General features: G+C 66.3%; 17 protein-coding genes. All 17 read right to left on the bottom strand.

Annotation, left to right across the window (positions count from 1 at the left end):
* Positions 1–9 precede the first annotated feature (9 nt).
* The 17 genes from DW298_RS17400 to DW298_RS17320 all read right to left on the bottom strand — a co-directional run bounded on the left by DW298_RS17400 (position 10) and on the right by DW298_RS17320 (position 15,675).
* Positions 10–474 carry a GNAT family acetyltransferase gene (locus DW298_RS17400; RefSeq protein ID WP_136043728.1) on the bottom strand — a complete coding sequence of 155 codons (465 nt, stop codon included), beginning with the start codon at positions 472–474 and terminating at the stop codon, positions 10–12.
* Positions 471–1,010 (bottom strand): dihydrofolate reductase family protein, encoded by a 540-nt coding sequence (locus DW298_RS17395; protein WP_136043727.1) that lies wholly within the window; start codon positions 1,008–1,010, stop codon positions 471–473. Before DW298_RS17395 ends, DW298_RS17400 begins: the two co-directional genes overlap by 4 nt.
* Before the next feature lie 42 nt (positions 1,011–1,052).
* Positions 1,053–1,979: a tRNA (adenosine(37)-N6)-dimethylallyltransferase MiaA gene (miaA, locus tag DW298_RS17390; RefSeq protein WP_136043726.1), complete on the bottom strand. Its 927-nt coding sequence runs from the start codon at positions 1,977–1,979 to the stop codon at positions 1,053–1,055.
* Positions 1,976–3,523 (bottom strand): tRNA (N6-isopentenyl adenosine(37)-C2)-methylthiotransferase MiaB, encoded by a 1,548-nt coding sequence (gene miaB, locus DW298_RS17385; RefSeq protein WP_136043725.1) that lies wholly within the window; start codon positions 3,521–3,523, stop codon positions 1,976–1,978. The genes miaA and miaB overlap by 4 nt, the downstream gene beginning before the upstream one ends.
* Before the next feature lie 49 nt (positions 3,524–3,572).
* A complete protein-coding gene (locus DW298_RS19680) occupies positions 3,573–4,046 on the bottom strand; it encodes a regulatory protein RecX (protein ID WP_240745182.1) in 474 nt (157 codons plus the stop codon).
* A 386-nt stretch (positions 4,047–4,432) separates the two neighbouring features.
* Positions 4,433–5,482, bottom strand: a complete 1,050-nt coding sequence (recA, locus tag DW298_RS17375; protein ID WP_105668419.1) for a recombinase RecA — start codon at positions 5,480–5,482, stop codon at positions 4,433–4,435.
* A 269-nt stretch (positions 5,483–5,751) separates the two neighbouring features.
* Positions 5,752–5,976 (bottom strand): DUF3046 domain-containing protein, encoded by a 225-nt coding sequence (locus DW298_RS17370; protein WP_136043723.1) that lies wholly within the window; start codon positions 5,974–5,976, stop codon positions 5,752–5,754.
* Between the two features lie 20 nt (positions 5,977–5,996).
* Positions 5,997–6,305, bottom strand: coding sequence for a helix-turn-helix transcriptional regulator (locus DW298_RS17365; RefSeq protein ID WP_017830901.1), 309 nt, complete (start codon positions 6,303–6,305; stop codon positions 5,997–5,999).
* Between the two features lie 141 nt (positions 6,306–6,446).
* On the bottom strand, positions 6,447–6,935 hold the full coding sequence (locus DW298_RS17360; protein ID WP_136043722.1) for a nicotinamide-nucleotide amidohydrolase family protein: 489 nt from the start codon (positions 6,933–6,935) through the stop codon (positions 6,447–6,449).
* A complete protein-coding gene (pgsA, locus tag DW298_RS17355; RefSeq protein WP_136043721.1) occupies positions 6,932–7,510 on the bottom strand; it encodes a CDP-diacylglycerol--glycerol-3-phosphate 3-phosphatidyltransferase in 579 nt (192 codons plus the stop codon). Before pgsA ends, DW298_RS17360 begins: the two co-directional genes overlap by 4 nt.
* Positions 7,510–10,230, bottom strand: a complete 2,721-nt coding sequence (locus DW298_RS17350; protein WP_136043720.1) for a DNA translocase FtsK — start codon at positions 10,228–10,230, stop codon at positions 7,510–7,512. Before DW298_RS17350 ends, pgsA begins: the two co-directional genes overlap by 1 nt.
* A gap of 74 nt (positions 10,231–10,304) precedes the next feature.
* Positions 10,305–10,799, bottom strand: a complete 495-nt coding sequence (locus DW298_RS17345) for a GNAT family N-acetyltransferase (protein WP_136043719.1) — start codon at positions 10,797–10,799, stop codon at positions 10,305–10,307.
* A gap of 73 nt (positions 10,800–10,872) precedes the next feature.
* Positions 10,873–12,549 (bottom strand): ribonuclease J, encoded by a 1,677-nt coding sequence (locus tag DW298_RS17340; RefSeq protein ID WP_136043718.1) that lies wholly within the window; start codon positions 12,547–12,549, stop codon positions 10,873–10,875.
* 53 nt (positions 12,550–12,602) lie between these two features.
* Positions 12,603–13,580, bottom strand: coding sequence for a 4-hydroxy-tetrahydrodipicolinate synthase (gene dapA / locus DW298_RS17335; RefSeq protein ID WP_029263611.1), 978 nt, complete (start codon positions 13,578–13,580; stop codon positions 12,603–12,605).
* A gap of 51 nt (positions 13,581–13,631) precedes the next feature.
* A complete protein-coding gene (locus tag DW298_RS17330) occupies positions 13,632–14,393 on the bottom strand; it encodes an SDR family oxidoreductase (protein ID WP_136043717.1) in 762 nt (253 codons plus the stop codon).
* On the bottom strand, positions 14,393–14,869 hold the full coding sequence (locus DW298_RS17325) for a dihydrofolate reductase (protein WP_136043716.1): 477 nt from the start codon (positions 14,867–14,869) through the stop codon (positions 14,393–14,395). The genes DW298_RS17330 and DW298_RS17325 overlap by 1 nt, the downstream gene beginning before the upstream one ends.
* On the bottom strand, positions 14,866–15,675 hold the full coding sequence (locus tag DW298_RS17320; protein WP_136043715.1) for a thymidylate synthase: 810 nt from the start codon (positions 15,673–15,675) through the stop codon (positions 14,866–14,868). The genes DW298_RS17325 and DW298_RS17320 overlap by 4 nt, the downstream gene beginning before the upstream one ends.
* Positions 15,676–15,722: the final 47 nt, after the last annotated feature.

Here is a 15,722-nt window from a genome sequence, read left to right as displayed (position 1 = left end):
AGAAGGCGACTACTGGTCGGAGACGAGGCGCTTGCCCGTGTTCAATACAGTGAAGCGCTCGTAGCCGAGCGAGTCGTAGAAGCCGAGAACACCCTCATTTCCCTCCCTGACCATGAGCTGCACCTTCGGGCATCCCATCGCCTCAAGCACACGCTCGGCCTCCCCCACGAGTGCCCGTGCGATTCCGAGGCCACGGTGCGAACTTGCCGTGGCGAGATAGTACAGCCACCCGCGATGACCGTCGTATCCGGCCATCACCGATCCGACCACTTCAGCGTCCTGCGTCGTGGCGACGAGGAAGCCGTCCGGCTGCACCGCGAGCTTGCGTTCGATGTCGAGGTGCGGATCGTTCCACGGCCGCGTGAGTCCTGCTTCTTCCCAGAGCACGACGACAGCCTCCGTGTCAGCCTCCTCGAAAGCACGAACCGTCCATTCGGCGGCCGCGTCTTCCCGCGGCTCGGCCGACCCGCTCACGCCGTAGCTCCCGTCGAGACGACGGCGTAGCGTCCACAGAGGAAATTCCGGTTGCGTGCGACCTCCAGGAGCTCCAGATCGAGCCTGCGCGGGAGCAGCGGCGCGCCGGACCCCAGCGTCACGGGCGCATACTGCACCCAGATTTCATCCAGCAGTCCCGCGTCGGCGAACTGCCCAGCGAGGTCTCCCCCACCGACGACCCAGATGTCTTTATCCGCGGCAGCAGCGAGCATCTCGGCGTGCACACTTCTCACGTCGTCGTGTGTCAGCCGCACATCGGCACCACCAGGGAGCGGGATCTCACGGTGCGTGAACACCCAGGTGGGCTGGGTATAGCCCCACCGCCCGTGTTCATGACGCATCACCCATTCGTACGTCGACGAACCCATCGCCAGCGCGCCGATGTTCTTCTCGAACGCGTTGTAGCCCATCGGGCCATCGGGATCGACGTCTTGCGTCAGCAGCCAGTCGAGCGAGTGCTCGTCCGTCGCGATGAAGCCGTCGAGGCTGGAGGCGGTGAAGAAGTGCGTGGTCATGCACCCAGCCTCGCAGCCCTCACCGACATCGCGGAAGTTCGGTCAGTCCGAGGCGGTTCCGGTGCGAAGCAGCGCCTCCGCATCGGCGGGTGCGGACCACCACTCCAGCTCCGGATACCGCTTGAACCACGACACCTGCCGCCGCGCGTAACGGCGGGTGAGTGCCTGTGTCTGTGCGATGGCGTCGGCTTCGGTGAGGGCGCCGTCGAGCTGCCCCAGCGCCTGGGCGTAGCCGATGGCCCGCGGAGCCGTGATACCGCGTTCGAGGCCCTGCGCGCGCAGATCGGCGACCTCCGCGACGAGACCTGCCTCCCACATCCGCTCTACACGGGCATCGAGGCGCGCCACCAGGTCCTGCCGTTCGACGTGCAGGCCGATCACGCGTGTCCGAGGATGCCACAGGACGGGGCGTTCGGGGAGCGCGGCGCCGTGCGTGCTGCTTCCCTGCTCGAGAACCTCGAGCGCTCTGATGACGCGCCGGCTGTTGCGCGGGTCGACCTTCGCCGCAGCCGCAGGGTCTTGCGCGCGGAGACGTTCGAGCAGGCCCTCGAGACCCTCGGATTCCAACTCGCGCTCGAGACGTTCCCGGATCGCGGCGTCGCGCGGCGGGAAGTGGAACTCGTACACGACGCTCGACACGTACAGACCGGAGCCTCCGACGAGGATCGCGTCGCCGCCTCGCCGATGGATCGCGTCGATCGCTTCTCGAGCCACCGGCTGATACCACGCGACTGCGGCCTCCTCGTAGACCTCGCGCACGTCGAAGAGATGGTGCGGGATTCCGCGTCGCTCAGCCAGGGGCAGCTTCGCGGTGCCGATGTCCATCCCGCGATACAGCTGCATCGCGTCGGCGTTCACCACCTCGGCCGGATTGCCGCGAGCACGGAGCGCTTCCGCCAGGTCGAGCGCGAGGTCGCTCTTCCCTGTCCCGGTTGCTCCGACGATCGCCCAGAGGCGCGGTTCGCTCACACCCCGACACGAAGTGTGGGCAGGCCGAGCGACACGGCACGAGGGCCGCCATCCGACGCCGGCGTCGGAACCGCACACGACTCCGCCTGCGAGCGATCCCAGGCGTCGCCCCCGCGCGTCCGACGGATCTGCAACGGTGCTCCGGTCGAGTCATCCGCGAGCAGGTGGAAGGGGGCCGCACGCGTGACGGTCACGGTCACGATGTCGCCGGGGCGCGGCAGGTCTGAGCCGGCCGTGACCTCGAAGTGGACCAGGCGATTGTCTTCGGCGCGGCCGGTGAGGCGGTGCGTCTCGGCGTCCTTCTTACCTTCGCCGGTCGAGACGAGCACCTCGACCTGGCGCCCGACCTGCTTCTGGTTCTCTTCCAGGGAGATTCGCTCCTGGAGTGCGATCAGACGGTTGTACCGTTCCTGGACGACCTCCTTGGGCACCTGCTCCTCCATCGTCGCGGCGGGAGTGCCCTCTCGGATCGAGTACTGGAAGGTGAAGGCCGACGCGAAGCGGGACTGTTCGACGACGCGCATCGTGTCTTCGAAGTCCTCATCCGTCTCACCAGGGAAACCGACGATGATGTCGGTCGTGATCGAGGCGTTCGGGATGCGCGCGCGAACACGATCGAGAATCCCGAGGAAGCGCTCGCTGCGGTACGACCGTCGCATCGCTTTGAGGATTCGATCGCTGCCGGACTGCAGCGGCATGTGCAGTTGCGGCATCACACTCGGGGTCTCAGCCATGGCATCGATCACGTCGTCGGTGAACGCAGCGGGGTGAGGGCTCGTGAAGCGGATGCGCTCGAGCCCCTCGATCTCGCCAGACGCACGCAGCAGCTTTCCGAACGCCTGCCGGTCGCCGAATTCCACACCGTAGGAATTCACGTTCTGCCCGAGGAGCGTGACCTCGATGGCGCCGTCTTCGACCAGAAGCCGGATCTCGTTCAGAATGTCACCGGGGCGCCGATCCTTCTCCTTGCCACGCAGGCTCGGGACGATGCAGAACGTGCACGTGTTGTTGCAGCCGACCGAGATCGACACCCATCCGCTATGCGCCGAATCGCGCTTCGTCGGAAGAGTCGACGGGAAGACCTCGAGCGACTCGAGGATCTCCAGCTCTGCATCGCCGTTGTGACGCGCGCGCTCCAGCAGCCCGGGCAGCGACCCCATGTTGTGCGTGCCGAACACGACGTCGACCCAGGGCGCCTTGTCGAGGACCGCCTGCTTGTCCATCTGGGCAAGGCAGCCGCCGACCGCGATCTGCATTCCCTCCTTGCGACGCTTGACGGAGGCGAGATGCCCGAGCGTGCCGTAGAGCTTTCCTGCGGCATTGTCGCGAACTGCGCACGTGTTGATGATCACGACGTCCGCTTCGGCCCCGTCCAGAGCACGGACGTAACCGGCGCTCTCCAGCGAGCCGGACAGCCGTTCGGAGTCGTGCACGTTCATCTGGCACCCGAAAGTGCGCACCTCGTACGAGCGCTGGCGGCCGTCTTCGTCGACGGCTGCCGACGAAGCGCTGATGATCGTCGGTTCACTGCGCGGAATAGTCATGATCGACCCATTCTACGAGCCGTGCGGGTGCGGTTGCTGCGTCGCCTACTCACTCCGAATCGACGAACCGGACGCCGGAGCTCGACGCATTCGAGCCTGTCTCCCGCAGCGCCTGCTTGGCCGCCTTCATCGCCACGGACCCGTTGTATCCGCGTCGTGAGAGCTGTCCCACCAGACGCCGGAGGGCGGTGTCATTGTCGAGTCGGCTCAGAGAACGCGCCTTGATGCGCGCAAATTCCAGAGCGCGCTCATCGTCGTCGTCCGGCAGCTCGTCGAGTGCACCGTCGATCACGTCCCGCGGAATACCTCGTTGAGCGAGCGCGCGCGCGAGCGCAACCCTCCCCTGACCCTTCCGCTCGACACCGGACGCCACCAGAGAGCTGGCGAGTGCAGCATCGTCGAGGTAGGCACGACGACAGAAATCCTCGATCACGTCATCGATCACGCCGTTCTCCAGACCGTGCCCTCGGAGAGCCTGACGGGCTTCGGAGACCGAGAGGGACCGGGTCCGCAGCTTTCGCACGAGGGATTCCTCGGCTGCGGTTCGAATCTCGTCGGAATCGACCGACTCCTCGATATCGTCCTGAGACGCGGTCAGAGCCCCGAGGGCATGAAGTCGGGGCGTGGAACTCGATGTCGGCGAACCCGATCTGGCGGATGCCCCTCGCGCGGGATGACGATCGCTCGGACTACCGGATTCGGCCCGGTTCGCCGCGGGAGCGGCACCGTCGGGCGAATGCCACGTCGACCGCCACAGGCCTACATCGGCTGCGCGCTCGGGAGAGTCACCAGAGTTGTCGTCACCAACGCTCGCGGTTATCGAAACCGGGTCGACATTCTTCGTGGCCCGCCCGAAAAGGGGAATGATGGGGGCGATCCGGTCAGGATCGCCCCCACGAGTGTCATTCATCAGGCCGGACGACGCTCAGCGAGCTCGTCTGCCGCAGCAGGCACGGCCGCCGGTCCGCCAATGCCGAGCTTCTGCTTGATCTGCGTCTCGATCGCGAGCGCGATGTCGGGGTTGTTGAGCAAGAACGTGCGTGCGTTCTCCTTGCCCTGACCCAGCTGGTCGCCGTCGTAGGTGTACCACGAACCCGACTTCTTCACGATGGCGTGCTCGACGCCGAAGTCGATCAGGCTGCCCTCGCGCGAGATGCCGACACCGTAGAGGATGTCGAACTCCGCCTGCTTGAAGGGCGGGGCCATCTTGTTCTTCACGACCTTGACCCTGGTGCGGTTTCCGACCGCATCGGTTCCGTCTTTCAGCGTCTCGATACGACGGATGTCCATGCGGACCGACGCGTAGAACTTCAGCGCCTTACCACCGGCTGTGGTCTCGGGCGAGCCGAAGAAGACGCCGATCTTCTCACGGAGCTGGTTGATGAAGATCATGGTGGTGTTGGTCTGGTTGAGACCACCGGTCAGCTTGCGCAGCGCCTGCGACATGAGTCGCGCCTGCAGACCCACGTGGGAATCACCCATCTCTCCCTCGATCTCGGCGCGAGGCACGAGCGCTGCGACGGAGTCGATGACGATGAGGTCGATGGCGCCCGAGCGCACGAGCATGTCGGCGATCTCCAGCGCCTGCTCACCGGTGTCGGGCTGCGACACCAGAAGTGCATCGATGTCGACGCCGAGCTTCGCCGCGTAGTCGGGGTCGAGCGCGTGTTCCGCGTCGATGAAAGCCGCGATGCCGCCGGCGCGCTGGGCGTTGGCGATCGCGTGCAGCGTGAGGGTCGTCTTACCCGAGGACTCGGGTCCGTAGATCTCGACGATACGGCCACGCGGGAGACCTCCGACGCCGAGGGCGACGTCGAGGGCGATGGAGCCGGTGGGGATGACGGCCACGGGGGCGCGCTCATCGCTGCCCAGCCGCATGACCGAGCCCTTTCCGAACTGGCGATCGATCTGAGCGAGGGCGGTCTCGAGGGACTTCTCGCGGTCGGCGGGTGATGGCATGATGTGCTCCTTCTGCGCGCGTGGTGCCGCCTGTAGGCTGTCGCGGCTCGTCCCGGTTGGGAAGAACTCTCCGACAAGGCGTATGGCTCTTCGGCTTGTTTTCCACCGTACGAGAGGCCACCGACATCGTCTCGGTGAACCCGCATTCGGTGGAGAGCAGAAGCTCTGAACCACTTGTGCAGAAGACTACGCCCGTTTCGAACACATCTTCGACGACACGCCGAAGATCGCACGCCATGTCCCGTAACCTGCGGACATTCCGCCGGGGTTCAGCGCCCGCGCGGCTCCTGCCGTCCGACACCGTGTCGCCGGCTCTCGGGAACGTCCATCTCGGCGCACAGCGCCAGCCAGATCTCCCGCGGCGGCGTACCGTCCTCCAGCGCTTCGAGTGCCGTGCGGCCATGCAAGGCCGACAACCCGAGATCGTTCACCAGCGAAGAAGCTCGGGCTTGGAACTCGGTGTCGACGGCGCGAATGAACTCGCTACGACGCATTGCTCACACGCACGCTGCGCTCAGTGCAGCGAGAGCTGGGGCTCGATCGACGCCACGAGGTCGTCGGGAACGACGTCCGGGAACACCTGGATGCCCTCGAGAACGGAGATGCGATCTCCGACCTCGCGCATGATCGTCGAGATGGGGACGTCGAGGGCATCGGCGACGGATGCGAGGATCTCGCTCGATGCCTCCTTCTGGCCCCGCTCGACCTCACTGAGGTAGCCGAGCGCCACCGACGCCTTGCTTGCGACCTGCCGGAGCGTGCGCCCCTTCTGCAGGCGGAAGTCCCTCAGCACATCGCCGATTTCCTGCCGTACAAGAATCATCGGAACCTCCTCCCCGTGTGATCGTTCGAGGTCTCCCCCGATGAGACAGCCAGTCTAGTACTCCTGGTCTGCACGAAATCTACCCCTGCACTCTGTGGTTTGAATGTGAGCACATCGGTAACAACCGTCATCGGGCCGTCGCTATTCCGAGACCATCTCGAGCAACGCCGCCAGAGCCGCCGTCACCGTGTGCGTACGGATCGCATCGCGGTCACCGCTCAGGTGCAGTGCCTTCGTCGAGGAGCCTTCCGGCGTCACGATCCCGATGTGAACCGTTCCCACCGGCTGGCCGTCGGGAGAATCCGGGCCGGCGATACCGGTCGTCGACAGCCCGACATCGGCCGCGAGACCGTCCACACTCACGACACGGCGCACGCCGTCGGCCATCTGCCGGGCGACCTGCGGATGAACCGGTCCGTGTGCGGCGAGAAGCTCGGTGCCCACGTCGAGGACCGTTGCCTTGACCGGGGTCGCATAGGCCACAACGCCGCCGAGCAGGACCTTGGAGGCTCCCGGAACGGATACGAACTCGGCGCACAGCGCACCACCCGTGAGTGACTCCGCGACTCCCAGAGTCCAGCCGCGGCGAGTCAGTGCCGACAGCAGTGCGACGGTGACCGCTTCGCTCATGCTCGCTTCTGGCGCGATCCACGCATCTGCGCGACGACGTAGTCGATACCGCTGGCCACCGTGAGGACCAGCACGATGAGCATCAGGACGAACGTGATGATCGTCCAGGCCTCGAGGCCGATGAGGACATGCAGCGGCAGCAGCGCCCAGCCGAGGGCGACGCCCTGGAAGGCCGTCTTGATCTTGCCCATCCAGGCTGCTGCCACGACATGCTCGCTCGCGACCATCAGACGGTGGATCGTGATCCCCCATTCACGGACGAGGATGACCGCGACGATCCACCAGCTGACCTCGCCGAGGATGGCAAGACCGATGAAGCCCGCTCCGGTGAGCATCTTGTCGGCGATCGGGTCCCAGAGTTTTCCGAAGTCACTGACGATGTCGTACTTGCGTGCGAGGTAACCGTCGACCCAGTCCGTGGAGATCCCGACGATGAAGATGATGGCGGCCGCCCAGCGGAGGCCGGGCTCGGGGAGACCGTAGGTACCGCCCAGCAGCAGCAGCACGAAGAAGATGACCGCCAGCGGGATGCGCGCGACGGTGATGGCGTTGGGCAACTGCCGAGGAATCGCCATCAGTCGCGCCCCGTCAGGCCCCAGGCGTCTTCGTCGCCGCCCTCGGCCTCCACCTCGGGGAGACCTTCGTACTGGGCGGCGATCGGATCGTGCGTCTGAGGCATGGGCGGAACCGGAGGGGCCGCCGGAGCAGACGGAGCCGGGGACGACGCGGGAGCATCCTCTCCGCGCAGCTTCGCCATCACCTGCGGGAGCTGCTCAGCCGTGGCCAGCACATCGCGGGCCTTTGACCCCTCGGAGGGTCCGACGATCTCGCGCGATTCCAGAAGGTCCATGAGACGACCCGCCTTGGCGAAGCCGACACGCAGCTTTCGCTGGAGCATCGACGTCGACCCGAACTGCGAGGAGACGATGAGCTCGGCTGCCGCGAGCAGCAGCTCCAGATCGTCGCCGATGTCTTCGTCGACTTCCTTCTTCTTCGTCGGCTCCATCGCCTCCTGGACGTCGGGACGGTAGTCCGGACGAGCCTGGCGGGTGACGTGCTTGACGACCGCGTCGATCTCCTTCTCGTCGACCCACGCACCCTGCAGACGGAACGGCTTCGAGGAGCCCATCGGCGAGAACAGCGCGTCACCTTGCCCGATCAGCTTGTCGGCACCGGGGCTGTCGAGGATGACGCGGCTGTCTGTGACGCTGGTGACGGCGAACGCGAGCCGCGACGGGACGTTGGCCTTGATGAGACCGGTGACCACGTCGACGCTCGGGCGCTGCGTCGCGAGGACCAGGTGGATGCCGGAAGCACGAGCAAGCTGAGTGATGCGGACGATCGAATCCTCGACGTCGCGCGGGGCGACCATCATGAGGTCGGCCAACTCATCGACCACGACCAGGAGGTACGGGTACGGCTTGAGCACCCGCTCGCTGCCCACCGGCACCTCGACCTCGCCCGCACGCACGGCCCGGTTGAAATCATCGATGTGGCGGAAGCCGAACGATGCGAGGTCGTCGTACCGCATGTCCATCTCCTTCACGACCCACTGCAGCGCCTCGGCTGCCTTCTTCGGGTTCGTGATGATGGGCGTGATGAGGTGCGGGACGCCGGCGTAGCTGGTGAGCTCCACGCGCTTCGGGTCGATCAGGACCATACGTACGTCAGCGGGGCGCGCCCGCATCAGCAGGCTCGTGATCATGGAGTTCACGAAGCTCGACTTACCGGAGCCCGTCGAACCGGCGACCAGGAGGTGCGGCATCTTGGCGAGGTTCGCGATGACGATGTTGCCGCCGACGTCCTTGCCGACACCGATCGTCATGGGGTGTGTGCTCTTCTGGGCGGCGGGCGAGCGCAGCACATCGCCGAGCGCGACCATCTCCTTGTCGGCGTTGGGGATCTCGATGCCGATCGCGCTCTTGCCCGGGATCGGCGAGAGGATGCGGACGTCGTTCGACGCCACGGCGTAGGCGAAGTTGTTGCTCAGCTGCAGGATCTTCTCGACCTTGACGCCGTGTCCGACCTCGACCTCGTACTGCGTGACCGTCGGCCCGCGCGAGAAGCCGGTGACCTTCGCGTCGACCTTGAACTGCGACAGCACGCTCGTGATCTGCTCGATCACCTTGTCGGTGGCCTCGGAGCGCATGACCGGCGGCGGTCCCTCGACCAGGAGGCCCGGCGAGGGAAGGATGTAGGGCGTGACGGGGGCCTGCGGCCCACGGTCGCCCGGACCCTCCGTGCCGAAACCGTCGAGGCCGGGAAGCTCCGGCACCTCTCCGGTGTCGGAGGAATCATCGAGCAGAGCCGTGGTCTGCTGCTCAGCGAGCGAATCGGCGACCGACCGGACATCGGACAGCACCTCGGTGGCGGCGTCGTAGGGATTCTCGACGACGACAGCCTGGTCGTAGGCCGGAGTCGGGTCGGAGGTCGTGAGGAGAGCCGTGATGTCATCGGAGCCGAGATTGCCCTCGTCGGGGTCTTCTTCACGCCCGGTCTTGTTGCGTCGCCACCATGGCAGCACGTCGGGGTCGTCGACCTTGTCGGCGTCGTCGATCGCAGCGACGTCCTTCGCAGGCTTCTCCGGGCGCTCGGCGTCGAACATCCAGGCGTAGAGGTCGCCGAGGCGGGCGCCGATGCGGTTAGGCGGAGTCTTGGTGAGGATCAGGATGCTGAGCACTACGAGGAGCGACAGCACGATGTAGGCGGGGATGTCGGTCAGATACGTGAGCGGCTGCCCGACCAGCCAGCCCAGGAGCCCTCCGGACTCGCTGAGTGCGGGCATCCCCTGACTCGGATGCGGACGCGGACCGGCGACGTGGAAAATCCCCGCGAGTGCGAGAACGAACATGCCGAAGCCGATACCGATGCGGCCGTTGTCGTGGACCGACGAAGGATGGCGGAACAACCAGCCCGCCAACAGGAGCAGCAGCACAGGCATGATGAACGCCACGCGACCGACGAAGAGCCCGACGGAGTACGCACTGATGTTGGTGGCAACCTCGTTGCCGATGAAGAACCACTCGTTGACCGCACCGAGCACCGCCAGGATCACCAGGAGGAACGGGAACCCGTCGCGACGATCGTCCTTCTCGAGAGTCTCCGGACCGAAGGCGCGGAAGAGGCCGCCGACGCCGTGCGCCAACCCGACCCAGGCCCGGGCGGCTACCGGAGGCTTGTCGGCTTCGTCGATGTACTTCTTGGGAGCGGGTTGGGCCTTGGTAGCGGTCTGCCGCTTCGGGCGCGACGGCGCGCTGGTCGAGGCGCGCTCTGTCTTCGTGGTACTCCTGGCCATGGTTCTCACGTTACGTCCAACAGCCGACATCTCCGCGTAATGACGCGGCTTTCCACCGATCCGGGCAACGCCAGCTATCGGGTGCGACGTGCCATCGTGTCGCGGATCGGCCCCTCCCCCACGACCGTGAATCCTTCGGCGCGGTACAGGTTGCGCGCGAAGTTGTCTCGCTCGACGCTCAGGCTGATCCGCAGGTGCCCCTCCGCGCCCGCGAGCTGCACGACGCCGCGCAGGAGAGAGCGTCCGACCCCACGAGCACGCCAGAGCGGGTGCACTCCGATGATCAGCTCAGGGACAGCGGCACCGACGAAGCCGAATCCCGGGGCATTCTGCGGCAGCAACCGATACCAGGCGGCACCGACGGGGACGTCATCGCCGTCGGTGGCGACCAGACCGTCGTCGGACATCCGCTTCCAGCCCGCGAGATACCGTCGATGCTCCGGGGACGTCAGCACCTCGTGGCGCGGACGCACTCCCCCGGCGCGCCAGTTGGCGGCCTCGACGAGCATGTCGCCGAGGAACTTCGCATCCGTCTGCGCAGCCCTGCGAAGGGCAATGCCCCTGTCCATGACGCGAGCCTAGGACGACGGTGTTACGCCGGGATGTCGGGCAGCCGAGAATGGGAAGAGGTCTTCCCTGCCGTCACGCCTCGATGACGAGCGGGACGATCATCGGCCGACGGCGGAGTCGCTGGTTGACCCAGCGACCGATCGTGCGTCGCACGACCTGCGACAGCGAGTGCGTGTCGCGCACTCCGTTGCCCGCCGCCTCCTTGAGCGCCGCGACGATCTTCGGCGCGACGTCGTCGAAGACGGAGTCGTCTTCGGCCACACCACGCGCGTGGATCTCGGGCCCGGAGATGATGCGGCCCGTCGCGGCATCCACGACGACGATCACGGAGATGAAGCCCTCTTCGGCGAGGATGCGTCGGTCCTTCAGGTCCGCATCGGTGATAGCTCCGACCGAGGAGCCGTCCACGTAGACGAACCCGAGATCCAGCTGCCCGACGACGTTCGCGACGCCGTCCTTCAGGTCGATCACCGTGCCGTTGGAGGCGATGATCGTGTTCGCCTCCGGGACACCCGTGTCCTGCGCGAGCTTGGCGTTCGCGATCAGATGCCGGTATTCGCCGTGCACCGGAAGGACGTTCTTCGGCTTCAGGATGTTGTAGCAGTAGATCAGCTCGCCGGCGGCAGCGTGTCCGGAGACGTGCACCCTCGCGTTCGCCTTGTGCACGACGTTCGCGCCGAGCTTGGTCAGACCGTCGATCACGCGGTAGACAGCGTTCTCGTTGCCCGGGATGAGGCTGGAGGCGAGGATGACGGTGTCGCCCTCGCTGATCTCGATCGCGTGGTCCATGTTCGCCATGCGGCTCAGCACCGCCATGGGCTCACCCTGGGAACCGGTCGACATGTAGACGATCTGCTCGTCGGGGAGGTCGCGCGCCTTCTTGAAGTCGATGAGGACCCCGTCGGGGACCTTCAGGTAGCCGAGTTGCTCGGCGATCGTCATGTTGCGCACCATGCTCCGACCGAGGAACGCGACGCGGCGACCATTGGCGTACGCGGCGTCGATGACCTGCTGCACACGGTGGACGTGGCTGGAGAAGCTCGCGACGATGACGCGGCGAGGCGCCTTGGCGATGACCTGATCGAGAACGGGACCGATCGAGCGCTCGGTCGGTGTGAAGCCGGGGACGTCGGCGTTGGTCGAGTCGACGAGGAACAGGTCCACGCCCTCCTCACCGAGGCGTGCGAAGGCCCGCAGATCCGTGATCCGGCCGTCCAGCGGCAGCTGGTCCATCTTGAAGTCACCCGTGGCGAGCACCATGCCGGCGGGGGTGCGGATGGCGACAGCCAGAGCGTCGGGAATCGAGTGGTTGACGGCGACGAACTCGAGATCGAACGGCCCGACCCGCTCCTGCTGCCCTTCCTTCACCGTGAGGGTGAAGGCCTTGATCCGGTGCTCCTTGAGCTTCGCCTCGACCAGCGCGAGCGTGAGGCCCGAACCGATCAGCGGAATGTCGCTCTTCAGGCGCAGCAGGTACGGAACGGCGCCGATGTGGTCCTCGTGTCCGTGCGTCAGAACGACACCGACGATGTCGTCGAGCCGGTCACGAATGGGCTCGAAGTCCGGAAGGATCAGATCGACGCCCGGCTGATGCTCCTCGGGGAAAAGCACACCGCAATCGACGATCAGGATCTTGCCGTCGTACTCGAAAGCGGTCATGTTGCGACCGATCTCGCCGAGCCCGCCGATCGGGATGACCCGCAGCGTCCCTTCAGCGAGAGGGGCCGGTTCTACCAGGGGAATGGACATGCTGTCTCCTCAGTCGGACACTCCGCGCGTCCGTTCGTTCATGGGGACGCGACTCAGCGCGTCGTGCCGTGCACCTTCGGCAGGGCACCACCCGCAGCCGCGTTGCGGTCGGGTCGGAAGTTCGAGAAATCGGCTCCGGGAACGTTCTTGACGAGGTCGAGCTCATCCTCGATGAGCGCAGCCTCCCATTCCTCGGGACCGACCAGGGGAAGGCGGACGCGCGGGCTCGAGATGCGTCCCAGCCCGTGCAGGATGTACTTCGCCGCGACGGTTCCCGGGACATGCGTCATGACAGCGCGTACGAGCGGCTCGAGGCGCTTGTGTTCGGCTGTCGCCGTGGCCAGATCGCCGGCGTTCACCGCGTCGATGATCGTGCGGTACGGCGCGGCGGCGACGTTCGCCGTGACGCCGATGAGGCCGGTGGCCCCGATCGCGAGGTGCGGCAGCACGTTCGCATCGTCGCCGGAGAAGTACATCAGATCGGTCTGGTTGAGCACGCGACTCACCTCGGAGAAGTCGCCCTTGGCGTCTTTCACCGCGAGGATGTTCGGGTGCTTCGCGAGGCGCAGGATCGTCTCGTACTTGATCGGCACACCGGTTCGGCCAGGAATGTCGTACAGGATGACGGGCAGGTCGGTGGCGTCGGCGACGAGGCGGAAGTGCGTGAGGATTCCGGCCTGCGTGGGCTTGTTGTAGTACGGCGTGACGATCATGATGCCGTCGGCGCCGGCCTTCTCGCTGGCCTTGTAGAGCTCGATCGCGTGTGCCGTCTCGTTCGAGCCACCACCGGTGATGATCTTGGCGCGGCCTGCCGAGACCGACTTGCCGACCTCGACGAGCTTGAGCTTCTCGGGGTCCGTCAGAGTCGAGGTCTCGCCGGTCGTTCCCGTCACGACGATGCCGTCCGCACCTGCGGTGATCACGTCATCGATGTGCTTCTCGACGGCGGGCCAATCGACTTCTCCGTCGGCCGTCATCGGAGTGACGAGCGCGACGAGAACCTGTCCGAAAGGGTTGCCCGAGTGCGTCATAGACCCAGCGTATCGGTTCGGGTCACCGTCATGCGGACGCGGTGACGCTCGTCAGACGCGACCACGACGGGCGACGCCCGACGTCAGCGAACTGGGCAGCACACGCGTCAACCCCACGATCGCCTTGTATCGCAGCGACGGGATGGACACGGACTTGCCGCGGGCCGCATCACGCAACCCCGTGCGGACGACGTCGCGCGCGTTCAACCACATGAACCCCGGCACGCCCTCCTCGCCCACCGCCAAGCCCATCCGCTCGTGGAATGAGGTGTGTGTGAACCCCGGGCAGAGGGCGGTGACGCTCACTCCGTCGCGCGCGTACTCCGCGTTCGCCCAGCGGCTGAAGCCGATCAGCCAGGACTTGCATGCGGAATAGGTGGAGCGGGAGATGAAGCCGGCGACGGAGGCCACGTTGATGATGCGGCCTCCGCGTCCGCGCATCGACTGCAGAGCAGCATGCATGAGACGCATCGACGCCTCGACGTGCACCCGGAGGTGCCGGACCTCGTCGTCGATGTCGTTGTCGGCGAACTGGAGCGGCAACCCGAACCCGGCATTGTTCACGAGCAGGTCGACCGGGTCGGAAGTGTCGCGCAGCCGTGCGGCGATGCCCTCGACCCCGGCTTCATCGGCCAGATCTGCGGGGAGCACCTCGACCGCCACCCCGTACTCACTGCGCAACTCGGCTGCCAGCTGCTGCAGCGCGTCCTCGGATCGCGCGACGAGGATGAGGTCGGCTCGGCGCCTGGCGAGTTGGCGGGCGAACTCCGCCCCCAGTCCGGCGCTGGCTCCCGTGATAAGAGCGGTGGGCATCAGCGCTCGTATCCGAGGAAGCGATAGCGGATGCCGGTGCGCGAAGTCCGCCACTCCCCCTCGTCGACGAGTCGCCACGCGGTCTTGGCGGGCGCGTAGGCGTCACCGTCGACAGCGAGATCGAGCTCGGTCACCTCGAGTCGGTCGGCGTCCCCGATCACCTGGCGGAAGATCTCCGCACCGCCGATGATCCACACCCGGTCCAGGCCGCGGACGGCTTCGGCGACGGTGGCGGCACGGCGAGCACCATCCTCCGACCAGTCCTGCTGTCGGGTCACCACGATGTTGTCGCGCCCCGCGAGCGGCCGGAACCGTTCAGGCAGCGAGTCCCAGGTCTTGCGGCCCATCACCACCGGCGCTCCGAGGGTGACGTCCTTGAAATGCGCCAGGTCTTCGGGCACGTGCCAGGGCATGCCGCCCTCGGCGCCGATCACGCCGCCGTGAGCCTCGGCCCAGATGAGCCCGACCCAGGTCATACCGCCACCGCCGCGCGGATGGGGGCGTGGTGCTGATAGTCCTCCACGACGAAGTCCTCGTAGCGGTAGTCCGAGATCGACTCCGGCTTCCGAGCGAAGCGCAGCGTCGGGTACTCGAAAGGCTCGCGGCTCAGCTGCTCGCGCACCTGGTCGACATGGTTGTCGTAGACGTGGCAGTCGCCGCCGGTCCACACGAAGTCACCGGGCTCGAGCCCGACCTGCTGGGCGATCATCATCGTGAGCAGTGCGTAGGAGGCGATGTTGAACGGCACCCCGAGGAACATGTCGGCGCTGCGCTGATACAGCTGGCACGAGAGCTTGCCGTCGGCCACGTAGAACTGGAAGAGCGCATGGCAGGGCGCGAGGGCCATGTCGGGGATGTCGGCCGGGTTCCACGCCGACACGATCAGCCTGCGCGAATCGGGCGAGCGGCGGATCTGCTCGATCACCTCGGACAGCTGGTCGATGCTGCCGCCGTCGGGCGTCGGCCACGACCGCCACTGCACACCGTAGACGGGACCCAGATCGCCCGACTCATCCGCCCACTCGTCCCAGATCGTGACGCCGTTCTCCCGCAGCCATCCGACGTTGGAGTCGCCCTGGAGGAACCAGAGCAACTCGTAGGCGATGGACTTGAAGTGCACGCGTTTCGTGGTGATGAGCGGGAACCCCTTCGACAGGTCGAAGCGGATCTGTCGGCCGAAGACGCTCGTGGTCCCGGTTCCCGTCCGATCCGACTTGTGCGTGCCCGTCTCCAGGACGTCGCGGAGCAGGTCTTCGTAGGGAGTCGGGACGGCTGCGCTCATGACAGCCACGATACCGTCCCACCCCGGGCCACGGGCGGAACCGCCCC

Source organism: Microbacterium sp. A20, from assembly GCF_004794515.1.
Lineage (GTDB): Bacteria > Actinomycetota > Actinomycetes > Actinomycetales > Microbacteriaceae > Microbacterium.
Note: the sequence above shows the minus strand (reverse complement) of the source record. Positions and strands in the feature narration are given on the sequence as shown.